The sequence below is a fragment of the Polaribacter sp. HL-MS24 genome (assembly GCF_032758595.1).
Lineage (GTDB): Bacteria > Bacteroidota > Bacteroidia > Flavobacteriales > Flavobacteriaceae > Polaribacter.
In genome coordinates this window covers 1,160,303-1,185,526 of the sequence record NZ_CP136415.1, presented here as the reverse complement: position 1 = coordinate 1,185,526, position 25,224 = coordinate 1,160,303, and the positions used below count along the sequence as shown (strand labels likewise).

The following is a 25,224-nucleotide window of genomic DNA, read 5'->3' as shown; positions in this document are numbered from 1 at the left end:
TTCAAATTGAGTTGGAGAGTATAATCGCCCTTAAAAGGTTGGTAGAAGTGGTAATTACACCTCAACAACTTCTAAATAAACTGGAATTCTTTACAATGAAACCCATTGCGTTCATGTAATTGAAAGTCAATAATGTATTGGTGAATAAGGGGACCCTAACAGAACAAATGGAGGGACTTTCCTTTTTTATCATTTAGGAAATGAAGACAAAGAAGCCTACCCTTTCCGTTTCACTTCATGAAAAGAGATCCATAACGGTTGTAATGAATAAAAATTCTTATGACTTGCTCAGAAATACGACATTCTCATTGCCTCCAATAGCTGAAGCAATGATGCCAAAAAAAAAGCATTCCATATAACGGAATGCTTTTTAAAAAGAAACGAACTTCTTTATTATTCTATTTCAGAAACACGTAAGGTATTTACCATTCCTTTTGCTTCTACTGGCATTGACGTTAAGTTGATCATCAAATCTCCTTCTTCTACAAAGCCTTTTGCTTTCGAAATATTATTGATATCGACTACGGTATCATCGGTACTTAAATTCTTGTCATAGTAGAATGCTTTTACTCCCCAAAGTAAATTTAATTTTCCTAAAATTCTTCTTTCGGAAGTATAGGCCAATACATGCGATTTTGGTCTCCAAGCTGAGATTTGGAAAGCAGTATACCCACTATTGGTTAGTGTTGATATGGCTTTTGCATCTGTAGCATTTGCCAATTGAGCAGCATGATGACAAATCGATTTAGTTATAAAACGATGGGTTCTAATATGCGGTGGGTTTTGAGGTACTTTAATTAATGGTGAATTTTCAACACTTTTAATAATTTCCGTCATTTTTTGAATCACTCTAATTGGATGTTTTCCAACCGAAGTTTCTCCAGAAAGCATCACTGCATCTGCACCGTCCATAATAGAATTGGCAACATCGTTTACCTCTGCTCTTGTAGGAACAGAGTTTTCAATCATGGTTTCCATCATTTGCGTTGCAATAATTACAGGAATTCTTGCTTTTTTGGCTCTACTTACCAACATTTTTTGAATTAATGGAACTTCTTGCATTGGAATTTCAACTCCTAAATCTCCACGAGCAACCATTAATCCGTCACAAAATGGAATCAAAGAATCAATATTTTCTACCGCTTCTGGCTTTTCAATTTTGGCAATTACTGGAACTCTATATTCTGAATGCTGATCGATTAAATCACGTAACATTTTTAAATCTTCTGGGGTTCTTACAAAAGACAAAGCAATCCAATCTACTTCTTGTTCTAAAGCAAAAATTGCATCTGCTTTGTCTTTTTCAGTCAAAGCGGGTAACGAGATTGCTGTGTTTGGTAAGTTTACTCCTTTTTTTGACTTTAGGGCTCCTCCCACAATTACTTTCACAACCACTTCCGTTTCTTTGTTGCTGGAAATTACTTCGAACATTAATTTTCCATCATCAACCAAGATATGTTCCCCGACTTTTACATCTTTTGGGAAACGTTGGTAGGTCATAAAGGCCTTTTCTTTGGTTCCAATACATTTCTCTGTTGTAAACTTAAACGTGTCTCCATCTTCTAGAATAACATCGTCTTCCATCACTCCAACACGTAATTTTGGCCCTTGTAGATCTCCTAAAATTGCAACGTTATATCCGTTTTCTTCATTGATTTCTCTAATGAGCTTGATACGAGTTTTTACATCTTCGTAATCTGCATGAGAAAAGTTAATTCTAAAAACGTTTACACCTTCTTTTGCTAATTGATACAGCACTTCTTTTGAACTTGTTGCAGGTCCTAGAGTTGCTATTATTTTTGTTCTTTTGTTATTTGGCATTTTCTAAAAAATTAAGCTGTCTTTCGACTTTAATGTGTTTTTATCTACTATATATATGGTAATCACCTGATTGATTTTTTTTATTTTAGTTACCGTTTCGGTCAATCTTTTCAAACTGATATCCTCTACAATCTTGATAAAATAATCGATGTTCTTTTTCTCAGGAATTAAGTAATTTTTTATTTCTGTACTAAGCAATAAACCTTCTTCTCGAACTTTATTTTCTTTTTTTCACTATTTGCGATAAGATGCCACTCGGAATCGTCTTTTAAATTTTGATATGTAAAAATTGAAAAAGAGGCATCACTTTTTTCGTTCTCAAAATCTAAGTTAAAACTTGCTTTTCCAAAACGAACTTTTAAATGATGATTTAATAAATATGCTAATTTGTAGTCTTCTAAAGTAGTATGAATCCCTAATAAAGAATACTCTTCTTCATGAAAATCATTAAAATCTAAAGAGTGTACTTGCATATTTTAGGGGCAAATTTTACGCTACGTTCAATTAGCTAAATTACGGATTGTTTCGCAAACTGTGGATTAAATCAACGAAAACGATGTCGTTAAGTATCGAAGCTTTTAATTTCTTCTTGAAGCGCAAAGTAAACTCTTTTAGAGGCCAGTTCTTCTGCTTTTTTCTTAGATGTTGCGCGCCCTTTTGCAATCAACACGTCATCAATACTGATTTTTACACTAAAGTGCTTAACGGACTCATTCCCAGAATCTTCATAAATATCAAAGGAATATCTCTTTTTCTGTTTCTGACACCATTCAATAATCAAACCCTTATAGCTGGTAATTTTTCCTTCTAATTTTTCAATATCAACATAGGGTACAATCACATTTTCGTGTACAAATTTTTGACAAAAAGCATAGCCTTTGTCTAAATAAATAGCCCCAATGAGTGCTTCAAAAATATTTCCATGAATATTATCGCCCACATTAGAACGGTCAATATTGCTTTTTACAAATTGAATTAAATTTAGATCTTTTCCCAATTCGTTTAAATGCTCTCTACTTACAATTTTTGAACGCATTTGAGTAAGATAGCCTTCCGATCCTTTTGGTACTTTTTTGTATAAATACGACGCAATTACAGACCCCAATATAGAATCGCCCAAAAACTCTAAGCGTTCGTAATTGATTGGAATTCCTTTATCGTCTTTTAAATGAACAGATCGATGTGTAAAGGCTTTTTTGTATTTAAGAATATCTCTAGGTGAAAAATTGAGTAGTTTTTTTAATTCGTTGTAAAATTCAATATCTTCTGTTGAATGTGACTGAACTAATTTACGAATAAAATTCATCTACTAGGCGTCAAGCTTTCTAAAAGCAACACATGCATTGTGTCCTCCAAATCCAAAAGTATTGCTCATTGCCACTTTGATTTCTCTTTTCTGAGCCTTGTTGAGGGTTAAGTTTAATTCTGGATTGATATTTTCGTCTACAGTAGAATGGTTGATGGTTGGTGGAACGATTCCATGCTCCATGGCCAAAATTGCTGCGATGGATTCTACCGCACCTGCTGCGCCTAATAAGTGACCTGTCATAGACTTGGTAGAGTTGATGTTGATGTTTTTGGCGTGATCTCCAAAAACAGCAGAGATCGCTTTTAATTCGGCAACATCGCCAAGTGGAGTAGAAGTACCATGGGTGTTGATATGATCAACATCTTCTGGATTGATTCCAGAATTTTCTAAACAGTTTTTCATTACTGCAATCACACCAATTCCTTCTGGATGGGGTGCCGTAATGTGGTAAGCATCCGAAGACATTCCGCCTCCGATGACTTCTGCATAAATTTTTGCACCTCTTGCTTTGGCGTATTCGTATTCTTCCAAAACAATTGCTCCAGCACCTTCACCCAATACAAAACCTTCTCGGTTTGCATCAAAGGGTCTTGAAGCGGTTTCTGGGCTTTCGTTTCTTGTAGACAATGCTTGCATAGAACTAAATCCTCCAACACCTGCAATCGCAATTGCAGCCTCACTACCACCAGTAACAATCACATCACAGTAGCCTAGTCGAATATAGTTTAAAGCGTCGATCATCGCGTTTGCAGAAGATGCACAAGCAGAAACCGTAGTGTAGTTTGGCCCCATAAAACCATGTTTTATAGAGATATGACCCGGCGCTATGTCTGCAATCATTTTAGGGATAAAGAAAGGATTGAATTTTGGCGTTCCATCACCAGCAGCATGGTTTAAAACTTCATTTTGAAAAGTTTCTAAGCCACCAATTCCTGCTCCCCAAATAACACCCACTCGCAATTTATTAATGGTATCTAGATCTAATTTTGCGTCTGCAATTGCTTCGTCAGAAGCGACCATTGCATATTGCGTAAAACGATCCATCTTACGAGCATCCTTTCTATTAATGAAATCTGTAGGGTCAAAATTCTTTACTTCACAAGCAAAACGAGTTTTGGACTTGGAAGCATCAAAATGCGTAATAGGTGCTGCTCCGCTAACTCCATTAACTAAAGCGTTCCAATATCCATCAATATTATTTCCTATGGGCGTCAATGCTCCAAGTCCAGTGACTACTACTCGTTTTAATTGCATATATAAATTACTTTTTTGCTGCTTCGATATAGCTTACTGCTTGTCCAACAGTTCCAATATTTTCTGCTTGATCGTCTGGAATTTGAATATCAAATTCTTTTTCGAATTCCATAATTAACTCAACAGTATCCAAAGAATCTGCTCCTAAGTCGTTTGTGAAGCTAGCTTCTGTTGTTACTTCATTATCGTCTACTCCTAATTTGTCTACGATAATAGCTTTTACTCTTGATGAAATGTCTGACATAATTGTTAGTTTTTTTAAATTAAAATCGGTGACAAAAATACAAATCTTATTAGTTTTATCTAATTTTTGTTCCAAAAATGATGACTAAATGTAGTTAAAAATGTTTAATCTTCCATAAAATAATCTTTTTGTTAATAATTATTCCTTTTTTTGTAGTCTAGAAATGTAGTTATATGAAGCGAATTGTTGTTTTTGCATCGGGTTCTGGTTCGAACGCAGAAAATATTATCAAATTTTTTAATGATACCCAAACTGCAAAGGTTACCCATGTATTGTGTAATAATGAACGTGCCAAAGTTTTTGAGCGATGCGAACGTTTAAACATCGAAGCCTCTCTAATTGATAAAGACGTTTTTTCCAAAGAAGATACCGTCCTTCAGTTTTTACAACAGGAAGCAGATTATATCATTTTGGCAGGATTTTTATGGAAAATTCCAGAAAAAATTGTGACTGCTTTTCCAAAAAAAATTATCAATATCCATCCCGCTTTGTTGCCAAAATATGGTGGAAAAGGGATGTATGGAATGCACATTCACAAGGCTGTAAAAGAAAATAATGAGGTTGAAACGGGCATTACCATTCATTTTGTCAATGAAAATTATGATGAAGGTGCTATTATTTTTCAAAAAAAAACAGCCCTCTCGGAAGAAGATACTCCAGAGACAATTGCCGAAAAAATTCACCTTTTAGAGCAACGCTATTTCCCCAGAGTTATTGAAAGCGTAATTTTGGATACCAATGAGTAAAAAAAAGTTTTATGTGGTTTGGAACGGACGAAAAAAAGGAGTTTTTACTTCTTGGAATGTCTGTAAAAAACAAGTAGAAAGCTTTGAAGGTGCGCAGTACAAATCGTTTGCAAACCTCGACGAAGCGGCTCTTGCGTTCTCCAAAACCTATGAAGACTACAAAGGAAAAAACACCAAAAAACCCACATTGACGGCTTCTGAAAAAGAAGCCTACGGAAAGCCAAATTTAGAAAGTATTTCTGTAGATGCTGCCTGTTCTGGGAACCTAGAAAAAATGGAATACCGAGGTGTATTGACCCACAACAAACAACAACTCTTCTTGAAAGGGCCTTACTTAAATGGCACCAATAATATTGGTGAATTTTTAGCTTTGGTGCACGGCATTGCTTTATTAAAAAGCAAAAATAAAGAATCCGTTCCTATTTATTCAGATTCAAGAACTGCGATGAGCTGGGTAAAACAGAAAAAATGCAAAACCAATATTCATTTTGACGATTCGAACAAAGACTTGCTAGAGCTCATCAAAAGAGCCGAAAAATGGCTGAAAGAACATACCTATAAAAACCCAATACTGAAATGGGAAACCAAAGCTTGGGGTGAAATCCCCGCAGATTTTGGAAGAAAATAAACTCCTAATCTATAATGCTTCACATAAACAATTAGTTTTTAAATAATTGAATTACATATAAGAATTAAAAAGTAGTGGATAATACAGATATATAATATCTTGTGAACTGCTATTGATATCGTTTATTTTTTTATCAACGAATTAGATAAGCATTTATTTTGACTAATTTTTTCTTTGAGATTTTGTATAATACTTTCCATCACGACTATTAAAGAATCGTTGCCTTTTTCTGATTATTTAATTAATAACACTTTTAAAATATTCTTTTTTTTACTCCAAAATCGATATCGCTTTTTCTAGTATAGTATCTATTCCATTAATCGAGTCCTGTTTCGATATCCAAATAGGAACATCAGGAGGGATACCGATATCTTCGTAACTCACATTGTTGCAAGTTTCAGCTAAATTTATTGTCATCCGATAGGTCCAACCATTGGGTAGTTCTCTCCATACTGAATTTCCCAATGATCCACTTGTGGTATCTCCTACAATTGTAACGTTCGAATAGTCCATTAATGATTGAGTAAAATATTCTGATGCACTAGCAGTTCGTCTATTAGTTAATATAGCTATTGGTTTTGTATAAGAAACTCCTTCTGATTCTATAAATATTTTAATTCCTTCTGTTAGATCATTATGATTAGGACCATTTCTATATTTTAATTTTATAGCACAAGAAGAATTATTAATAAATCTTGAAGCTATCGTATTTGCATTGACTGAAGCCCCTCCATCATTAGATCTAAGGTCCAGTATAATTCCTCTTTTATTACTAAATATAGTTAAAATTTCATCAATAACTTCAAAATAACTTGGAGATAAAAAACTACTAAATGTTTTTACTCTTATGTATCCAAAATTATTTCCATTAATATCTCCGTAGCTAATAGCTTGATTACTATTTTTTATATTTGAGACATAATTTTGTATGTTGTTAGGAGTATTTTCTGTTATGCCATTGCTTCTTATATATCTTATGTCTCCAAAACGACCAATTAAAGCAACATGTCCATCTTTAAAGTTCAAGGTAATTTTCGATAATAGGTCGAAAAACTCTCTGTCATTATTAATGAATTCAATTTCACTTGAAGACTGTTGATAAATACTTTCCCAATCTATTTTTTTGATGATAAAAGAAGGATAGTTTTGATCAAAATCTTTCCATAGTAATTCAAAGTTGGTCGCGTATGTATTTGGAGGATCAGAACCTACAAATATCTCTTCACAAGAAAATAAACACATGATTAATAAAACGTATGTGCTGATTTTTTTCTTCACAATTTAAATATTATTCCAGTTAGCAAATTACTGTTTCCTACCGAGGTAAGTGAAAATTTTTTGTACTGATAAAATCGAAAATGATAAGTAGCTACAAAATCAATTCTTTTTGAAAATGAATATTTATATTCCAATTGAGTTTCTAACTGAATCAATCTATTTAGGGTGAGGAAATCTCCAGTTCGCAAGGCATCTCCAACACTTATACCACCCAAACCAATATCATTATCATTTGAAAAATTGTTTACTTCATCAACATCAATAAGATTAGGAATATCTAAGGGATGTCTTACTCTACCCCACACATAAGCAAAAAAAGCATACCTTACGTTGAAAAGCAAGAAACTTCTTCTATTTAGTTTTTTTTCCATATTTAAACAGAAATTTAGAGAAGAAATAAAATCTACAGATCCTTGGCTATTATTTTTAGTAATCTGATACTGCTTTAAGGAAAAGAAATTTTTCCATCCCAAACCTACATAGACATTTGAAAACCATTTAGCAAAAGAGGGTTTCATTTTTTTAGCTATAGTGTAATTTAACTCTCCAGAAAAAGCATTTACATAATTTGCAGACCAATCATATTTCCTAGTAATAGAAGAAGATGCTTCAAAATTATCGTAAAAGAAAGAAATATTATGAATAAGCTTTTTATTTCTATTAGATTTAAATTGTAATGAGATAGGAACACTTGTTCCGCCATATCTTAATGGAGAAAACACCTTGTCTCTAAGTTTATATTTACCAAATCCAACAGCAAATTTTAAACTATACTTATATTTGTTTTCTATCTTTTCTTGAGAATAAATCTTATTAGAAAAAATAGAATAAAAAAACATCCAATTAAAAATTACTACAGACAAATGCAATCTAATATTTCTGTAAAAAAAAATATTCATTTTATTATTGAAGTAGAGTATCTTCACTTATAATGCATAAATATAAGTGAAAATTTTAAATTTGAAAATAATATGTGTTTTAATAACAGTTACTTTCAAAATATTTCAAAGGTTTTTCCCCTTTGAAAAGCTATAAAATTACCTAGCATGTTTAAGCCAACCTTAATAGTACTATTTTACTTAATACGTTTTTTTACATTTTTTTCTTTATTGTGTATTTGATCAATAAATAATTTTAAATATAATTACACAATGATACTAGACAATTCAAACGGAATAATATTTAAGAATTAATTCTTAAATTAATAGTATAAATAACCTATTTGACTATTGGTTATAAAGTTAAAAAAGTATTAATATCGTAAATTATCAATTCTTAAATATTAATCAATTTATCTAAATTTTAACCAAAAAAACCGTCTCAAAACTGAGACGGTTATTTAGGACTAGTCAAAAGTGTACAAAAATTAAATGGACGCTTTCATCAATTCTCTATTCATTCTTGCAATATTGTCTAAAGAAATTCCTTTGGGGCATTCTACTTCACAAGCACCTGTATTGGTACAGTTCCCAAAACCTTCTATATCCATTTGGGCTACCATGTTTTGTACACGATCTGCGGCCTCTATCTGTCCTTGTGGCAGTAATGCATACTGTGATACTTTTGCACCCACAAAAAGCATTGCAGAGGAGTTTTTACACGTAGCAACACAGGCTCCACACCCAATACAAGTTGCGGCATCCATTGCTTCGTCTGCTGCATGCTTAGAAATTGGAATTGAGTTCGCATCTTGGGTATTTCCTGAAGTGTTTACAGAAATATATCCTCCTGCATGCTGAATTCTATCAAAGGCAGATCGGTCTACCACTAGATCTTTAATTACAGGAAAAGCTGCTGCTCTAAAAGGCTCTATCGTAATCGTATCTCCGTCTTTAAACATCCGCATATGCAACTGACAGGTGGTAATCCCTCTGTCGGGTCCATGAGCTTCCCCGTTGATATACATAGAACACATACCGCAAATTCCTTCTCTACAATCGTGATCAAAAGCGACAGGTTGTTCCCCTGAATTTACCAACTGTTCATTCAATACATCCATCATTTCTAAAAAAGACATATGCTCTGAAATTTCAGTAACTTTATAATCTACCATTTTCCCCTTGTCCTTTGCATCTACCTGACGCCAAATCTTAAGTGTTAAATTCATCTTTATAGGTATTAGTTTTTAGCTGTTAGTTGTTGTTTCCCTAAAGTAACAACCATAAACTATTTTTATTTATAACTTCTTTCTTTTACTTCAATATTCTCGTAGACCAATTCTTCTTTGTGCAGTACAGAATCTTTTGGTTCACCTTTGTATTCCCATGCAGAAACAAATTGGAATTCTTTCTTTCTCATTGCTTCTCCTTCTTCTGTCTGGTGCTCTTCTCTAAAGTGTCCTCCAGCAGATTCTTCTCGAACCAATGCGTCTTTTGCAAACAATTCTCCTAATTCTAAGAAATCTGCCACTCTACCTGCTTTTGCCAATTGCTCATTGTATTCTGAATCTGTTCCAGGGACATTTACATTTTGCCAAAAATCTTTTCTCAATGCCGAAATTTCCTCAATCGCTTCATTTAGTCCTTCCGCATTTCGAGACATTCCACATTTATCCCACATGATTTTTCCTAATTTCTTGTGATAATAATCTACAGAACGTGTTCCTTTGTTATTGATGAAAAAGGCAATTCTATCGGCTACTTCTTTTTCTGCAGCATCAAATTCTGGAGTATCTGTTGGAATTTTTCCAGTACGAATGTCATCCGATAAATAATCTCCAATAGTATAAGGTAAAACAAAATATCCATCGGCCAGTCCTTGCATCAAAGCAGAAGCTCCTAATCGATTGGCTCCATGCTCAGAAAAGTTTGCTTCTCCAATTGCATAACAATAGGAATGGTAGTCATCAAATTATAATCAACCCAAACACCACCCATGGTATAGTGCACTGCTGGATAAATCATCATTGGAGTTTCGTAAGGGTTCTCATCTACGATTTTCTCGTACATCTGGAATAAATTTCCGTATTTAGCTCTTACTATTTCCTGTCCTAATTCTTTTATTTTTGCTGCGGAAGGATTCGAAAGGTTCTGAATCTTTGCTTGTTCTTTTCCGTAACGTTCAAAAGAATCTGCAAAATCTAAATACACTGCTTCACCAGTTGCATTTACACCATAACCAGCATCACAACGTTCTTTTGCTGCTCTTGACGCAACATCACGAGGAACCAAATTCCCGAATGCTGGATATCTTCTTTCTAAATAATAATCTCTTTGCTCTTCTGTTAATTCTGTTGGCTTTAATCTTCCTTCACGGATTGCTAAAACGTCTTCTATGTTTTTAGGAACCCAAATTCTACCATCATTCCTTAAAGACTCTGACATCAAGGTTAATTTTGACTGATAATCTCCAGAACGTGGTATACATGTTGGGTGAATTTGTGTATAACAAGGGTTCGCGAAATAAGCTCCTTTTTTATGTACTTTCCAACCTGCCGTTACATTAGACCCCATGGCGTTGGTAGATAAGAAATAGACATTTCCATACCCTCCAGAAGCAATTACAACAGCGTGTGCAGAATGACGTTCGATCTCTCCAGTCACTAAATTTCGTGCAATAATTCCTCTTGCTTTTCCATCTACAATTACAACATCTAACATTTCGTGACGATTGAACATTTCAATCTTACCACGAGCAATTTGACGATTCATAGCAGAATAAGCCCCTAATAATAATTGCTGTCCTGTTTGTCCTTTGGCATAAAAAGTTCTTGAAACCAATACCCCTCCAAAAGAACGGTTGTCTAACAATCCTCCATAATCACGAGCAAAAGGAACTCCTTGTGCCACACATTGATCTATGATATTTGCAGAAACCTCTGCCAATCGGTATACGTTTGCTTCACGAGAACGATAATCTCCTCCTTTTACAGTGTCATAAAACAACCTGTAGGTAGAATCTCCATCTCCTTGGTAATTTTTTGCTGCATTGATTCCTCCTTGGGCTGCAATAGAATGCGCTCTACGAGGAGAATCTTGATACGCAAATGCTTTGACATTGTATCCCAATTCGGCTAAGGTTGCAGAAGCAGAACCTCCCGCCAAACCAGTTCCTACAACAATCACGTCAATGTGACGCTTGTTGGCTGGGTTTACTAAATTAATATGATTTTTATACTCTGTCCATTTGTCTTTGAGTGGACCTTGTGGTACTTTTGAATCTAAAGCCATAATGTTATACGATTAATGGTTAAAGTGATGATATATAGCAATAAAAATAAACCCTAAAGGGACAAGAATGGAATAGGCCTTACCAATATTTTGTAATGTTTTCTTTCTTCCTGCAGTGCCTCCAACAGATTGAAAAGCAGAAGTAAATCCATGAGCTAAATGCAATCCTAAAAACACAAAAGCTAGCGCATACGCACCAACCCGAATTGGATTGACAAATTTATGAACCAATTCTTCATGATAACGAAAACCTTCTACACCTTCTATAGTTCCAGACCAATCGCCTTGAATAAATTTTGTATTGATTTCTGGAAACCAAAAATCGACAAAGTGTAATAATACAAAGGCTAAAATTGCCAAACCGCTCCAAATCATATTTCTACTATACCAAGTAGAATTTGCAGCGCCATTGTTTTTTGCATAGCTAACCCCGTTTGCTTTATAATTTTTAAGCTCTAAAATAAAGCCCATTACAAAGTGAAAAACAACCGCAAAAATTAAAACCGGTTGCAATGCAAGTTGAACCAATGGATTGGTTCCCATAAAATGAGAAACCTCATTAAAAAGCTCTGGGCTAAATACCGATAAAATATTTATTGCCAAATGCTGTAATAAGAAGAACATTAAAAAGAACGCAGATAGCGCCATTGCTACTTTTCTTCCAATTGAAGATTTAAAAAATCCGCTCATTGTATAATTAATTATAATTTTAGCTGCAAAAATACGCCGAAACAACTCCAGAAGCAAAGAATTTACAACGTTTTCGCCAGAATTTAGAATTATTTTAAATAATAGTAACCGTAACACAAGACCAAAACTGATTTGTGAAAACGATCGTTTCAAAAAAACAAGATCAGAGGCTTTTGCCTCAAGGTTTTTTTAAAAAACCTATTGCAAATTACTCAATCTCAAATTGACTTTCAGCCGCCCCAATTCTCACACGATATCTGCCTTTGGGAAGATAAAAAACTCCATTTTTTGAAGCCTTTAACTCCGAATGCAACGTAGATGCTTTTTGAACTGCTTTTCTTCCTTTTTCTGAAAAAGAAAGATCAAACAATACTTCGTTGTACCCGCGTTCTGCATCTGTACTAATTGAATTTACTTTTAGATTTTTTTTGAAAATATCCACAGTGATTGGCTGGTTAGATTTCACATAAAAAGGAATTTTTAGCGCTGGCAAATAAGCCTCCCTCCACGGACTCCAAGAACGCCCCCATAATTGCTTTTTTTGATATTTTTAATCTCAAAAATATGCGTCTCTTTTTTCAGAACATCTTCTGTCATTTGTTGTAAGGGTCCAATTTCAGCCTTGTACAAGCTGCGCCCATGAGTCCCTACAATTAAATGTTTGGCTGCTGGCTGAATGACCAAATCGTGTACCGCAACACTCGGAAGTTGCTTCCCAAAGGCTTCCCAAGACCTCCCTTGATTGAAAGAAATATACAACCCATTGTCTGTACCCACATATAAAATCTGTTCATTGATAGGGTCTTCTTTTATAACATTAACTGAGGATGCCGGAATACCAATATGAATCGACTTCCAAGTGTGTCCATAATCCTCTGAAACAAATAAGTACGTCTTGAAATCATCAAACCGATATCCGTTCAAGGCAGCATACACCCGTTCTTTTTTAAATTTTGAAGCAATGACCCTTGATACCCATAAATTCTGTGGCAAATTGTTAGAAATACGTGACCAGCTTCCGCCTCCGTTTTTGGTAAAATTGATATACCCGTCGTCAGATCCAACATAAATCAGTCCAAATTGAAAAGGGCTTTCCGAAATTGTTGTCAAAGTTCCATAAGCAACATTTCCTTTTTTTCCTCCTGTAGTTAGGTCTCCTGAAATTGTTTCCCAAGTATCCCCTTTATCCAACGAACGATGCAATTTATTTCCGCCTAAATATAAAATATCTTGATTGTGCTTTGACAAATGAATTGGAGTTTGCCAGTTAAAACGATAGGGGCTTTCTCCCAAGGTATGTTTGGGCTGTATCGAGGAGCTTTGCTTTGTTGCTGTGTTAATTCTATAATAATTTCCATACTGATATCCTGTATACACTAGGCTCGGATTTCGATCGTCAACTTGAACCTGCATCCCGTCACCTCCTAAAATAGATTCGTAAGGGTTGTGGCCTGATTGTTCCCAAGCTTTATCCATTTTTGCGTCATTTGAAGCTACCCAAACTCCATTGTCCTGCAAACCACCATAGACCTTATACTTTTCTTGATTGTCTGCATATACGGTATAAAACTGCCCAACCGCTGGACGATTCAACTTGATCCAGTTTTCTCCGTCGTCATAAGAAAGATTAAGACCTCCATCATTTCCATTGATGAGATGTCCTGCCTTTTTTGGATTGACCCACAGGGCTTGATGATCTGAATGCACATTTTCTTTACTTATAGAGACAAAGGTGTTTCCTCCATCTTTAGATTTTAAAATCGGAACACCCATTACATAAATTCCGTTTTGGTCTTGCGGATCTACTCGGATTTCACCAAAATAATATCCATAGGAATTGTAAACCCCGTCTAAGAAGTTTTCATGTGTTTTCTTCCAGGACTTTCCACCATTTGTAGTTTTAAAAACCTCTGCACCAATAACCTGGGTGTCAAATAAGCGTGAATTTGCATCTTCTATATACCTTGCCAAATCGATGGGTTTTACCGTCCCCACACTTACCATTTGTTTTACGTTTTCAACACTATACTTTTTTGAAAACCCATTGTTTTGTAAGTAGGTGTTCAATTTTTCATCTGATAATTTCAAAAAATCCCCCGAGGACATACGCTTAAAATCTTCTTTAGACAACTCTGAGGATGTTTTTGGAGCATCTTCTTTCGGACGTCTGTATTGATTGTCGTGCAGGGCATACACAGTGCTTTCATTGAAAACAGCCAAGCCAATTCGTCCTACTCCATCACCCGTTGGAAAACCGCTCTGGTCAGAAATTTTGGTCCACGAGCTTCCAGCATCTGTACTTTTATAAATTGAAGAGTTCGCTCCATTGCCATCAAAATTCCAAGCTTTTCGAGCTCTTTCCCAAGAAGCCGCATATTGCACCTTAAAATTTTCTGGAGCCACAGCAACATCAATAATTCCTGTATTTTGATTGATAAATAATGTTTTATTCCATGTTTTACCGCCATCGGTAGTTTTAAAGATTCCCCGTTCTGCGTTGGAAGAATACAAATGACCAATCACACCCACTACAACTTCATCAGGATTTGTTGGATTAATCAAAATTCTACTACAATGATGCGCATCAAACAAACCAACATTCGACCACGTTTTCCCTTTATTGGTCGATTTTAACATTCCGATTCCGGCGTAACTTGACCTCGACGAATTTTTCTCACCTGTACCCACCCATATCGTTCCGGTATTCCAATCGACTGCAATATCTCCTACATTTTGAGTTGGAGAATTGTCTAAAACAGGCGTAAAACTGGTTCCATTATTGTTTGTGTACCACAATCCTCCAGAAGCATACCCCACGTAAAATTCGATTGGTTTTACTGGGTTTACAGCAATATCGGCTACGCGACCACTCATCACTGTGGGTCCTATGTTAGTAAACACTATATTTTTTACTAAAGAATTGCTACTAAGGACTGCTTTTTGGGAAAGAGCTTCTTGAATTTGCTCCACACTAGTTGACTGCTGTGCGAAAAAAGACACAGAAAAGCATAAATATAAAACATGGAAAACAGTTTTCATAGAGATGGTGAATTGGTTTGAAATGATGAAATTAACACTTGTAAGGTCAATACCAAAAAAATTAACATAAAAAGCTGTGGAATACTTTGTAAAGTCTAAACTTAAAAGAGTGTATCTTTGTTCCCAGAAACGGCTACATAAAGCCTGTTTCTTAAATACATTCTATGACATTTTCAGATTTAGGTTTGTCTCCTGCTTTGGTTAAAGCAGTTGAAGAAAAAGGATACACCAAACCATCTCCCATACAAGAAAAAGCAATTCCACATATTTTAGCCGGTAAAGATATTTTAGCATCTGCTCAAACAGGAACAGGAAAAACAGCTGGATTTACCTTACCCGTTTTACAACACTTGGCAGAAACCAAACACCCAAAATATAGACCTATACGCGCCTTAGTATTGACTCCAACAAGAGAATTGGCAGCACAGGTTTATGACAACGTCCGTGAATACAGTAAGTATGTAAATATAAAATCTACGGTTATTTTTGGAGGTGTAAATGCAAAACCACAGATTGCAACTTTAAAAAACGGGATTGATATTTTGGTAGCAACCCCAGGTCGATTGTTGGATTTACACGATCGAAAGGCACTTTCTTTTAACCGAATTGAAGTGTTAATTTTAGACGAAGCAGACAGAATGCTAGATATGGGCTTTGTTAGAGACATCAATAAAATCATTAGCTTTATGCCAGCAAAACGTCAAAATTTGATGTTTTCCGCAACCTTTTCTAAAGACATCAAAAAATTAGCCGAAGGAATTTTAAGAAATCCCGTTTCTGTAGAAACTGCCCCTCAAAACTCTACTGCAAAAAAAGTTACACACAAGGTTTTTCAAGTTGATAAAAAGAGAAAAACAGATCTTGTAATTCAATTGGTCAAAGAAAACAATTGGACTCAAGTCTTGGTTTTTACCCGAACCAAACATGGCGCCAACAAATTGACCGAAAAACTCGTAAAGTCTGGTATTTCTGCAGCAGCTATTCATGGAAATAAAAGCCAGGTGCACGTACCAAAGCCTTGCGAAACTTTAAAGACAATACCATCAAAATACTGGTTGCAACAGATATTGCAGCCCGTGGGTTAGACATTCCATTATTGCCTCATGTAATCAATTACGAACTCCCAAATGTCCCTGAAGACTATATTCACAGAATCGGTAGAACAGGAAGAGCCGGAGCAGCTGGAGAAGCAATTTCTTTAGTATGTAGTGAAGAAGTCGAATATCAAAACGAAATTGAAAAACTCCTTAAAGAAAAGTTGGAATCGGTTATTTTAGAGGGTTTTGAACCTACAGATACCGCACCTCCAAAAAGAGCTGCAACTCAAAGCAAAGGTTCTTTCGGGAAAAAGAAAGGAGGATCTAACGGAAATTCTTCCAATCGAAGTAAACCAAAAAACAAACCTCATTTTAAAGGAAATAATTCAACACCTCCTTCAGGGCGTGGAAGATCCGGCGCTCCAAAAAGAAACCGCGATTCATAACAAAATTACTCGTTTTAGAGTACAAGATCATCTCCATAGCAACACAACGCCAAAAACCATGTGTCTATGGGGATTTTTTTTAGCAACTCTCCAGCGCTTCCAAAAACTTGTGCTTATTATTGTTACATTTGTTTTATCAAAAAAACAAGTTATGAAATATCATCAAATTAATTCAGCTCTTTTTATCAAAAATCGTAAAAATTTTGCAGCTCAAATGAAGGCAAATAGTTTGGCGATTTTTAATTCAAACGATATCTATCCCATCGGTGCAGACAGCACTATGCCGTTTGAACAACACCGTGATCTTTTCTATTTATCAGGAATTGATCAAGAAGAAAGTGTCTTAATGGTATTTCCAGATTGCCCAAATGAATCATTAAGAGAAGTTTTGTTTTTAAAAGAAACCAACGAGCATATTGCTGTTTGGGAAGGAGAGAAACTTACCAAAGAAGCTGCTTTTAAAATAGCAGGAATTCAGTCTGTCTTTTGGCTACAAGATCTAGAAAAAATCTTGTTTGAAATGGCAGGATATTGCGACCGTTTTTACATCAACACCAACGAACATTACAGAGCCGCGGTTGAAACAGAAACTCGTGAAGATCGTTTTATCAAAAATTTACTGGCAAAATACCCCGCACATTCTGTTGCGAAGAGCAATCCAATTTTACAAACTTTACGCGCTGTAAAGGATCCAATTGAATTGGATTTAATGCAACAAGCATGTGACATTACAGAGAAAGGATTTCGCCGAATATTAGACTTCATCAAACCGGGTGTTTGGGAATATGAAATTGAAGCAGAGTTGGTGCATGAGTTTATAAAAAATCGCTCTAAAGGATTTGCATATACACCGATCATCGCATCAGGAAACAATGCGAATGTCTTGCACTATACCGAGAACAACCAACAATGTAATAAGGGTGATTTGATTTTATTGGATGTAGCGGCAGAATATGCCAATTACAAAAGTGATTTGACTCGAACGGTTCCTGTTTCTGGAAAATTTTCTCCAAGACAAAAAGCGGTGTATAATGCCGTTAACCATGTCAAAAAAGAAGCAACAAAACTATTAGTTCCTGGAACAATCTGGAAAGAGTACCATAAAGAAGTAGGCGCAATCATGACATCTCAGTTACTTCAATTGGGATTGATCGACAAAGCAGATGTTCAAAATGAAGACCCAAAATGGCCTGCTTATAAGAAATACTTTATGCATGGAACCAGTCACCACATAGGATTAGATACCCATGACTATGGATTATTGCATCTGCCAATGCAGGCAAATATGGTTTTTACAGTAGAACCGGGAATCTATATTCCAGAAGAAAAATTTGGAGTTCGTCTAGAAGATGATGTTGTCATTCAGGAAAAAGGAGCTCCTTTCAATTTAATGGGAACCATTCCAATTGAAGCGGATGAGATCGAAGAGATTATGCAAGGATAATAAAGAAATTCTATTTTAAAAAGCGGGTTTCTAAACTCGCTTTTTTTATGTCAATGAATTGATAAACCCAATGGTGTGATTGTTGAACAATTCAGGCTGTTCCACATTCACAACATGACCACAATTTTCAACCACAAAAAGAGAAGAAGTGCTGTGTTTAGATACAATGTTTTTAATCGAAGGTAAAAATAAATGATCTTCGGAACCCATTACATATAGGGTTGGGATTTGAATGTCTTTGGTTCGAAAAAAACGCAATAGGGGATTAATCTCTGAAGTCAATTTAAACCAGCGTAAAAATTCTTTTTGATACAGTTTTTTCGCTTCATTTACGAATAATAATCTCGATTTTTTGTGATTTTTCTTAGGCATGATGATAAAGGCAAAAAGCTTGTACAACATCATATATGGTACAACTGACTTGAATAGATTTCCCACTTTCATCAACAATTGAGAACGAAAATTCAATTTGATTATCGCCCCACCCATAATCATACTTTGCACCAATTCTGGCCTTTTTTCTGCCAAATTTCGAATCAAAATAGTCCCCAAAGAAATTCCAATAAAATGAGATTTTTTAATTTGAAGATGGTTGATAACCTCAACGATATCATTCGTAATGGAATCAAAAGTATATCTTGGATTAAAAGTGTCTTTTAAAGTGGGTTTGCTATTTCCATGACCCCGCAAATCTAAAATCAACACATTGAACTGTTTTTTAAAATCCCGCACTTGTTTGAACCAAATTGAACTACTGCCTCCTGCTCCATGAACAAAAGTGACCCACTCTTGCGAAGTGGTATGAGGATATAAATAGTAGTTTAACAAGGGATCGATTTAAAATAGAAAAACAAAAATAGCCTATTTAATTTTTATAACCGCAGAAACTCTTTTTTAAGGCTTTATTAATAATCACTCTGCTTTGAAAAATTGTTGAAATTTAAACTCAAAAAAACAAAAAATGCAGGAAGTACCCAACCCAAACTCTCGTTTGCCAGAGGAATGCCATTTTTTATATCAACGAGATAATCTCCAGAGATGATAAATCCTAAAAAATCGGGAATACTAAACACAAAGGTGACAAACACCACACTTCGAAAAACCAATTTTGAAGCCCATTTGTCAGGGACTACATTGAGTAAAATCAAAACAATGGTGATTGGATATAAAAACATCAACCTAGGAACCGCAATGGCAATGATAAAATCAACCTTAAAACTTCCTACTACAATTCCCAGAAGCGCCCCCAATGCAGCAGTTGAAATATAGGCTGTTTTTGACCCTTTAAAAATGCTTTGAACGTAATCGGCAGTCCCAGTAACGATTCCAACAGCCGTAGTAAAACACGCCAAAGCGACTAAAATACTTAGAAATTTTGTTCCAAAACTCCCTAAGGTTTGCGTACTTAATCCCGATAAAATTTCAATTCTACCAGCATCTGCAACAAAAGAAGCATTCAATAACGAACCACTAAAAATCAACCCTCCATAAATAACAAATAAGCCAACCCCAGATATAAAACCTGCTTTGGTAATCAGTTCTTTTTTGTCTTTAAAAGCAGTATGTCCTCTTAAATTTAATGAGATGATAATCACAGCTCCAACTACAACACCAGCAATTGCATCAAAGGTTTGATAGCCTTCTAAAATACCATCAATAAAAGGAGATTTAAAAACAGAAGAGGGTATCGCATCTGGCGAAGAGACCATCGCCAAGGCAATCATTGTCAGTAAAATAAAAACAATAATTGGCGTTAAAAACTTCCCAATAATACTGATGATTTTTGAACGATTGATGGCAAATAAAAAGACCAATACAAAATAGAAAATACTGGTATAAATCGGTGCAGAATTGAAAAAAGGCTGGACAGTCATTTCATGAGTTACAGAAGCGGTTCTTGGAGAAGGAATTGCAATGGCAATCCCATAAATCAACACACAAAAAACACTGCTAAAAAGAGGTGAAACCTTCTTCCCAAAATCGTAAAGAGTTCCTTGTAGTTTTGCGTGGGCAAAAATTGCCAAAATAGGAATAACCACAGCCGTTATAAAAAACCCAAGAACAACAAAACCCCAATCTGCTCCTGCTTTTACACCCAAAGTTGGTGGTAAAATCAAATTTCCAGCTCCAAAAAAGAGTGAAAATAACGCAAAACCAGTCATCCAAATCTCTTTTGTTTTATTCATTTTTTTGGTGGATTTATATTCGTGAAATATACATCTTTTTTTAGATTTTAGGATCTCTTGTTTAGTCCTACTACTTTGAGACCTTCAAAGATCCCTCAAAGAGTTTGAAGGATCCCTCAAAGGGTTTGAAACCCTTTGAGGGAGAAATGAATAAATTGTATTGACCATAAAAATTTTACTATTTTTAAAATACAACACATCAATACTGATAAGGGTAGATTAAAAATAGATACACTCTCCCCTATCACCCCTGATAGTATCCACTGAGTATCTTCCCTTGAAAGGTTTGAAACTAATCAAAGACTTGAAAACCCTCAAAGGGTTTGAAACCCTTTGAGGGAGAAATGAATAAATTGTATTGACCATAAAAATTTTACTATTTTTAAAATACAACACATCAATACTGATAAGGGTAGATTAAAAATAGATACACTCTCCCCTATCACCCCTGATAGTATCCACCGAGTATCTTCCCTTGAAAGGTTTGAAACTAATCAAAGACTTGAAAACCCTCAAAGGGTTTGAAACCCTTTGAGGGAGAAATGAATAAATTGTCTTCACCATAAAAAATTTTACTATTTTTAAAATGAAATACAACACATCAATACTGATGAGGGTAGATTAAAAATAGATACATTCCCCACAATCAACCCTGCTAATATCCCTTGAAGGATTTGAAACCCTTCAAGGAATGGTATAAACAAAAAAACTTCTAAAAATCAAATCACAATGAGACAATTAGAAACGATTCAATTCAATAATTTCTATCACATTTTTAATCGAGGGATTAACGGTGAAAACTTATTTTATACCGATAAAAATTACCACCATTTTTTAAATTTATACAAAAAATATATCCCTCCAGTAGCGGAAACATTTGCCTTATGTGTCTCTTAAAAAACCATTTCCACTTTTTGGTGAAAATTAGATCTGCCTCAGAGATTTGTGATTTCTTTTCCATCAAAAAAGAAAAAGCTGCTCGAAAACCCTCTCAACAATTTGCCCATCTTTTCAATGCTTATGTTCAGGCCATCAACAAACAAAATGCCAGACATGGATCCCTATTAGAAACCCCTTTTAGAAGAAAACACATTAAAAATGAAAGCTTCTTAAAAAATCTAATTTTATACATTCATAACAACCCAATACAACATAACTTTGTTGAAAAAATAGAACAGTATCGCTGGAGCTCGTATACTTCAATAATTTCAAATCAAAAAACAGCAATTGAAAGGGACAAAGTTCTTGCTCAATTTGAAAACAAAGAGAATTTCATCTATTGCCATCAGCAAAAAATGGAGATAACTTCTTTAGAAAAATGGTTAAAACTATAATGTCAACATCAATTCCTTTTAAAAACGCATCGCTTTCTTTTTCAGATACTGGAAAAGGAACTGCAGTGGTTTTGTTGCATGGGTTTTTAGAAAACAGTTCGATGTGGAAACAACTCTCATCTGAGCTTTCAAAAAGGAATAGGGTAATAGCCATCGATTTGTTAGGGCATGGAAACTCCGACTGTTTGGGATATATTCATTCCATGGAGCTGTTTGCCGAAACGGTGGAAGCCGTCTTAAAGCACTTACGCATCCGAAAATGTATTTTGATTGGACATTCTTTAGGGGGCTATGTTGCCTTGGCCTTTGCTGAGAAACTTCCCCAAAAAGTAAAAGGACTCTGCTTGCTCAATTCCACTTCGTATGAAGATGACGAAGCCCGAAAAAAATTACGAACTCGCGCCAACAAAATGATTCAAAACAATTTTGCTGCCATGGTACGGATGTCTTTCACCAATTTGTTTGGCGAAAAGAGTCGAGTTTTACACAAAAAAGAATTGGAAGCCGCTTTACAGGAAGCACTACGAACCCCAATTCAAGGATATATGGCTGGGCAGGAAGGCATGAAAATTCGCCCTAACAGAACCCACATTTTATCTGAAAATAATTTTAAAAAACTCATTATTATTGGCGAAAACGACCCAGTATTAAATCCTCAAATTTCCTTAGAAGAAGCCACAAAAACCCATTCGGAAGCTGTCATTTTTCCCGATGGGCACATGAGCCATATAGAAAACACTAGTGAATTGACCCTTGCTCTGACTGATTTTGTAAAGCGTTGCTAAGCCCCGTTTTATAATGCTTCAATCATTCCTAAGTTAAGAGCCGTAATATCATTTTTCAAAAAAAACCCTTTTCTTTGAATGTCTATTTGCCTAAAAATATTTTTAACTTTCATTGAAAATCTAAAGAACCTTACTCGAGTTCTTCAGAACGCTATGCATAACGACACTCAACAATAAAATTTTTGTTCATTTTCATCCAAACACTATTCCCCTTTCAAAGGGTTCCAGCCCTGTGCTTTGAGTTCAATTTCTTGTCCCGCTCTCGTAACCAAATTGAGCCCTTGATTTTCTTCAGTAATATGACCGATGATAGAGAAATTAGGATTCCCTTTTATTTTTTCAAAATCGGCAATAGGTACTGTAAAGAGAATTTCATAATCTTCTCCTCCGCTTAAAGCCACCATGGTAGAATCCAATTCAAATTCTTCACAAGTAGAAATCACCTGCGGATCTAAAGGCAACTTCTCTTCGTAGAGTTTACACCCAACTTTACTTTGTGAACAGATATGCATAATTTCAGAGGAAAGTCCGTCAGAAATATCAATCATCGAAGTAGGATTAACCTCCAATTCTTTCAACCATCCTGCAAGGTCTTTTCGAGCTTCAGGTTTTAATTGTCGCTCAATTAAATAGGTATAACTATCTAAATCGGGCTGGTTGTTTGGATCTACTTTAAAAACTTGCTTTTCTCTTTCCAAAACTTGCAAACCCAAATAAGCTGCTCCTAAATCTCCGGTAACCACAATTAAATCGGTCGCTTTTGCACCGTGTCTATAAACAATGTCGTCTTTTTTGGCCGTTCCAATAGCCGTTACAGAAATTAGAATTCCTTTGGTTGACGAGGTTGTATCTCCACCTACCAAATCCACCTCATAAGTATCGCATGCCAACTGAATTCCTGCATACAACTCTTCAATCGCCTCTAAAGGAAACCGGTTTGAAACAGCAATTGAAACAGTAATTTGTGTTGCTTTTCCATTCATCGCATAGACATCCGAAAGATTGACCATCACTGCCTTGTACCCAAGATGCTTTAAAGGCATATAGCTCAAATCAAAATGAACTCCTTCAATCAACAAATCCGTCGTTACTAAGGTTTCATCGGTATTTGAAATCACTGCAGCATCATCTCCAATTGCATAGGTAGTAGAGGTGTTTTTGACACTAAAAAATTGTGTAATATGGTTGATCAATCCAAACTCACCGAGTTCAGATAATGAAGTTTTTTGTGGATTTTTATCTTCTAACATACTGCAAAGATAATCACATTCCTATCAATTGTCCGACTTACTTTAACATAGTTCTGTCCTGCTAAAAAAAGAATAACAGTACATTTGTATGTATAAACCTTTTTTTTATGAAAAATTCCCTTTCTTTTTTTTGCTTTTTGCTTGTATCATCGGTATTTGTAAAAGCACAAACACCCTGTGAAAACGGTTTTGCAGGAGACTATCCATGTAATGGATATGATTTACTTTCTCATGTTTCGCTTTTTACCATTGGAAGTTTTGGTACTGAAGGAAATGATAGTTGGGGTTGGACAGATCCACAGACACAAAAAGAATATGCTTTAATGGGCACAAATAAAGGCATTACTTTTATTGATATTACCAATCCCCTTGCACTAACTATTTTAGGAACTCTAAAAACAAGTACCTCTAATAGTCCATGGAGAGATGTAAAAGTATATAAGTCTCATGCATTTATTGTAAGTGAGGCTTCTAACCATGGAATGCAAGTTTTTGATTTAACACGATTGAGAAACGTCTCTAGCCCTCCTGTAGAATTTAGTGCAGATGCACATTTTACAGAATTTGGAAGCGCCCATAACATCGTAATTAATGAAGAAAGCGGATATGCTTACATCGTGGGAACTAACAGGAATTTGACCTATGGTGGCGCTCCTATATTTATAAATATCCAAGACCCAATAAATCCAGTAATGGAAGGAGGGTTGCTCTCTGGCGGATACAGTCATGATGCGCAAGTAATCACGTACAACGGCCCTGATACAGATTATACCAACAAAGAAATTCTTATTGGAAGTAATGAAAATGAAATTGTAATTGCTGATGTTACAAACAAAACAAACCCAACAATAATTACTACAATTAGTTATTCAAATGTTAGATATGCGCATCAGGGTTGGTTTACAGAGGATTTAAAATATTTCATTTTAGGCGATGAATTAGATGAATTAAGAATTGGAAACAATACAAAAACTATTGTTTTTGACTTTACAGACTTAGACAACCCTGTTCATCATTTCGATTATTTTGGCCCATCGGCTGCCATTGACCACAACGGATATGTAAAAGACAATATTTATTATCAAGCAAATTATAACGCAGGTGTTCGAATGATAGCAGTGTCTGATATAGAAAACAAAAACTTTACAGAAATTGGCTATTTTGACACCTATCCAGCTAACAACAATACTGACTTTAATGGAACATGGAACGTGTATCCTTATTTCCCCAGCGGTAATATTATTATCAGTGATATTGACAATGGTTTTTTTGTGATTCGAAAAAGTGGAACATTAGGCCTAGATAACAAAAAGATAAAAACAACGTTTTCTATTTCTCCAAATCCTGTATCTGAAAAAGCAACAATCACCATATCCAACAACCAAACTATTAAAAATATCCAAGTTTTTTCAATTCTAGGACAAAAGGTAATGGATGAGAAAAATATTGCTAAAACTCAATATATTTTAAATACAAAAGGGCTAAATAGTGGAATATATCTGATAAAAATTAACGACAACCTTACTCAAAAAATTATTATTGATTAACGCTTTGAATTCATGAA

At 35.1% G+C, this 25,224-nt stretch carries 19 protein-coding genes and 4 pseudogenes; 9 read left to right on the top strand and 14 right to left on the bottom strand.

The features are described 5' to 3' along the window. The first annotated feature begins 200 nt into the window (after window positions 1-200). Window positions 201-359, top strand: coding sequence for a hypothetical protein (locus RRF69_RS05660; RefSeq protein WP_316941053.1), 159 nt, complete (start codon window positions 201-203; stop codon window positions 357-359). Between the two features lie 34 nt (window positions 360-393). Here RRF69_RS05660 and pyk read toward each other — a convergent pair whose 3' ends face one another. The 5 genes and pseudogenes from pyk to RRF69_RS05635 form a co-directional block, all read right to left on the bottom strand. Beyond that, a complete protein-coding gene (gene pyk / locus RRF69_RS05655; RefSeq protein ID WP_316941052.1) occupies window positions 394-1,821 on the bottom strand; it encodes a pyruvate kinase in 1,428 nt (475 codons plus the stop codon). A 3-nt stretch (window positions 1,822-1,824) separates the two neighbouring features. After that, a pseudogene (locus RRF69_RS05650) lies at window positions 1,825-2,294 on the bottom strand (IPExxxVDY family protein). Between the two features lie 89 nt (window positions 2,295-2,383). Further along, a complete protein-coding gene (rnc, locus tag RRF69_RS05645) occupies window positions 2,384-3,127 on the bottom strand; it encodes a ribonuclease III (protein ID WP_316941051.1) in 744 nt (247 codons plus the stop codon). 3 nt (window positions 3,128-3,130) lie between these two features. Beyond that, window positions 3,131-4,384, bottom strand: coding sequence for a beta-ketoacyl-ACP synthase II (fabF, locus tag RRF69_RS05640; protein WP_316941050.1), 1,254 nt, complete (start codon window positions 4,382-4,384; stop codon window positions 3,131-3,133). 7 nt (window positions 4,385-4,391) lie between these two features. Next, complete coding sequence (locus RRF69_RS05635) at window positions 4,392-4,628, bottom strand: acyl carrier protein (protein ID WP_271860380.1); 237 nt, start codon at window positions 4,626-4,628, stop codon at window positions 4,392-4,394. Between the two features lie 173 nt (window positions 4,629-4,801). On the opposite strand from RRF69_RS05635, the gene RRF69_RS05630 reads away from it, so the two are divergent. Then, complete coding sequence (locus tag RRF69_RS05630; RefSeq protein ID WP_316941049.1) at window positions 4,802-5,374, top strand: phosphoribosylglycinamide formyltransferase; 573 nt, start codon at window positions 4,802-4,804, stop codon at window positions 5,372-5,374. Then, on the top strand, window positions 5,367-6,002 hold the full coding sequence (locus tag RRF69_RS05625) for a ribonuclease H family protein (RefSeq protein ID WP_316941048.1): 636 nt from the start codon (window positions 5,367-5,369) through the stop codon (window positions 6,000-6,002). The genes RRF69_RS05630 and RRF69_RS05625 overlap by 8 nt, the downstream gene beginning before the upstream one ends. 270 nt (window positions 6,003-6,272) lie before the next feature. Here the strand turns inward: RRF69_RS05625 and RRF69_RS05620 are convergent, their stop codons facing one another. The 6 genes and pseudogenes from RRF69_RS05620 to RRF69_RS05595 form a co-directional block, all read right to left on the bottom strand. Further along, window positions 6,273-7,280 carry a S41 family peptidase gene (locus RRF69_RS05620; protein WP_316941047.1) on the bottom strand — a complete coding sequence of 336 codons (1,008 nt, stop codon included), beginning with the start codon at window positions 7,278-7,280 and terminating at the stop codon, window positions 6,273-6,275. Then, entirely contained in the window at window positions 7,277-8,179 is a 903-nt protein-coding gene (locus tag RRF69_RS05615) for a hypothetical protein (RefSeq protein ID WP_316941046.1), read from the bottom strand. The genes RRF69_RS05620 and RRF69_RS05615 overlap by 4 nt, the downstream gene beginning before the upstream one ends. A 467-nt stretch (window positions 8,180-8,646) precedes the next feature. Beyond that, window positions 8,647-9,387 carry a succinate dehydrogenase/fumarate reductase iron-sulfur subunit gene (locus RRF69_RS05610; protein ID WP_316941045.1) on the bottom strand — a complete coding sequence of 247 codons (741 nt, stop codon included), beginning with the start codon at window positions 9,385-9,387 and terminating at the stop codon, window positions 8,647-8,649. Between the two features lie 65 nt (window positions 9,388-9,452). Continuing rightward, a pseudogene (locus RRF69_RS05605) lies at window positions 9,453-11,449 on the bottom strand (fumarate reductase/succinate dehydrogenase flavoprotein subunit). A gap of 12 nt (window positions 11,450-11,461) precedes the next feature. After that, on the bottom strand, window positions 11,462-12,139 hold the full coding sequence (locus RRF69_RS05600) for a succinate dehydrogenase cytochrome b subunit (RefSeq protein WP_316941044.1): 678 nt from the start codon (window positions 12,137-12,139) through the stop codon (window positions 11,462-11,464). 208 nt (window positions 12,140-12,347) lie between these two features. Next, window positions 12,348-15,178 (bottom strand): annotated as a pseudogene (locus RRF69_RS05595) (glycosyl hydrolase). Between the two features lie 164 nt (window positions 15,179-15,342). Between RRF69_RS05595 and RRF69_RS05590 the strand changes: the two are divergent. Both RRF69_RS05590 and RRF69_RS05585 read left to right on the top strand, forming a co-directional pair. Next, window positions 15,343-16,661, top strand: a pseudogene (locus RRF69_RS05590) (DEAD/DEAH box helicase). Window positions 16,662-16,812: 151 nt separating this feature from the next. Further along, window positions 16,813-18,105 carry an aminopeptidase P family protein gene (locus tag RRF69_RS05585; RefSeq protein WP_316941043.1) on the top strand — a complete coding sequence of 431 codons (1,293 nt, stop codon included), beginning with the start codon at window positions 16,813-16,815 and terminating at the stop codon, window positions 18,103-18,105. Window positions 18,106-18,150: 45 nt separating this feature from the next. On the opposite strand, the gene RRF69_RS05580 is transcribed toward RRF69_RS05585, so the two are convergent. Beyond that, complete coding sequence (locus RRF69_RS05580; protein ID WP_316941042.1) at window positions 18,151-18,933, bottom strand: alpha/beta hydrolase; 783 nt, start codon at window positions 18,931-18,933, stop codon at window positions 18,151-18,153. Window positions 18,934-19,010: 77 nt separating this feature from the next. After that, complete coding sequence (gene brnQ, locus RRF69_RS05575) at window positions 19,011-20,291, bottom strand: branched-chain amino acid transport system II carrier protein (RefSeq protein WP_316941041.1); 1,281 nt, start codon at window positions 20,289-20,291, stop codon at window positions 19,011-19,013. 729 nt (window positions 20,292-21,020) lie between these two features. Here brnQ and RRF69_RS05570 point away from each other — a divergent pair. Genes RRF69_RS05570 through RRF69_RS05560 form a run of 3 tightly spaced genes read left to right on the top strand, consistent with a single transcriptional unit; the run spans window position 21,021 to window position 22,410 of the window. Then, window positions 21,021-21,188, top strand: a complete 168-nt coding sequence (locus RRF69_RS05570) for a hypothetical protein (RefSeq protein WP_316941040.1) — start codon at window positions 21,021-21,023, stop codon at window positions 21,186-21,188. 17 nt (window positions 21,189-21,205) lie between these two features. After that, complete coding sequence (locus tag RRF69_RS05565) at window positions 21,206-21,625, top strand: hypothetical protein (protein WP_316941039.1); 420 nt, start codon at window positions 21,206-21,208, stop codon at window positions 21,623-21,625. After that, the gene (locus RRF69_RS05560; protein ID WP_316941038.1) at window positions 21,625-22,410 is read left to right on the top strand and encodes an alpha/beta hydrolase; all 786 of its coding nucleotides are present in this window, start codon (window positions 21,625-21,627) and stop codon (window positions 22,408-22,410) included. The genes RRF69_RS05565 and RRF69_RS05560 overlap by 1 nt, the downstream gene beginning before the upstream one ends. A 203-nt stretch (window positions 22,411-22,613) precedes the next feature. Here the strand turns inward: RRF69_RS05560 and thiL are convergent, their stop codons facing one another. Continuing rightward, the gene (gene thiL / locus RRF69_RS05555; protein WP_316941037.1) at window positions 22,614-23,660 is read right to left on the bottom strand and encodes a thiamine-phosphate kinase; all 1,047 of its coding nucleotides are present in this window, start codon (window positions 23,658-23,660) and stop codon (window positions 22,614-22,616) included. A gap of 107 nt (window positions 23,661-23,767) precedes the next feature. Between thiL and RRF69_RS05550 the strand changes: the two genes are divergently transcribed. Continuing rightward, on the top strand, window positions 23,768-25,207 hold the full coding sequence (locus RRF69_RS05550; RefSeq protein WP_316941036.1) for a choice-of-anchor B family protein: 1,440 nt from the start codon (window positions 23,768-23,770) through the stop codon (window positions 25,205-25,207). The last annotated feature ends 17 nt before the right edge of the window (window positions 25,208-25,224 follow it).

Coding starts and splice junctions, on each gene's coding strand:
- RRF69_RS05660 (WP_316941053.1), top strand. CDS start 201: ATGAAGACAAAGAAGCCTACCCTTTCCGTTTCACTTCATGAAAAGAGA.
- pyk (WP_316941052.1), bottom strand. CDS start 1,821: ATGCCAAATAACAAAAGAACAAAAATAATAGCAACTCTAGGACCTGCA.
- rnc (WP_316941051.1), bottom strand. CDS start 3,127: ATGAATTTTATTCGTAAATTAGTTCAGTCACATTCAACAGAAGATATT.
- fabF (WP_316941050.1), bottom strand. CDS start 4,384: ATGCAATTAAAACGAGTAGTAGTCACTGGACTTGGAGCATTGACGCCC.
- RRF69_RS05635 (WP_271860380.1), bottom strand. CDS start 4,628: ATGTCAGACATTTCATCAAGAGTAAAAGCTATTATCGTAGACAAATTA.
- RRF69_RS05630 (WP_316941049.1), top strand. CDS start 4,802: ATGAAGCGAATTGTTGTTTTTGCATCGGGTTCTGGTTCGAACGCAGAA.
- RRF69_RS05625 (WP_316941048.1), top strand. CDS start 5,367: ATGAGTAAAAAAAAGTTTTATGTGGTTTGGAACGGACGAAAAAAAGGA.
- RRF69_RS05615 (WP_316941046.1), bottom strand. CDS start 8,179: ATGAATATTTTTTTTTACAGAAATATTAGATTGCATTTGTCTGTAGTA.
- RRF69_RS05610 (WP_316941045.1), bottom strand. CDS start 9,387: ATGAATTTAACACTTAAGATTTGGCGTCAGGTAGATGCAAAGGACAAG.
- RRF69_RS05600 (WP_316941044.1), bottom strand. CDS start 12,139: ATGAGCGGATTTTTTAAATCTTCAATTGGAAGAAAAGTAGCAATGGCG.
- RRF69_RS05585 (WP_316941043.1), top strand. CDS start 16,813: ATGAAATATCATCAAATTAATTCAGCTCTTTTTATCAAAAATCGTAAA.
- brnQ (WP_316941041.1), bottom strand. CDS start 20,291: ATGAATAAAACAAAAGAGATTTGGATGACTGGTTTTGCGTTATTTTCA.
- RRF69_RS05570 (WP_316941040.1), top strand. CDS start 21,021: ATGAGACAATTAGAAACGATTCAATTCAATAATTTCTATCACATTTTT.
- RRF69_RS05560 (WP_316941038.1), top strand. CDS start 21,625: ATGTCAACATCAATTCCTTTTAAAAACGCATCGCTTTCTTTTTCAGAT.
- thiL (WP_316941037.1), bottom strand. CDS start 23,660: ATGTTAGAAGATAAAAATCCACAAAAAACTTCATTATCTGAACTCGGT.
- RRF69_RS05550 (WP_316941036.1), top strand. CDS start 23,768: ATGAAAAATTCCCTTTCTTTTTTTTGCTTTTTGCTTGTATCATCGGTA.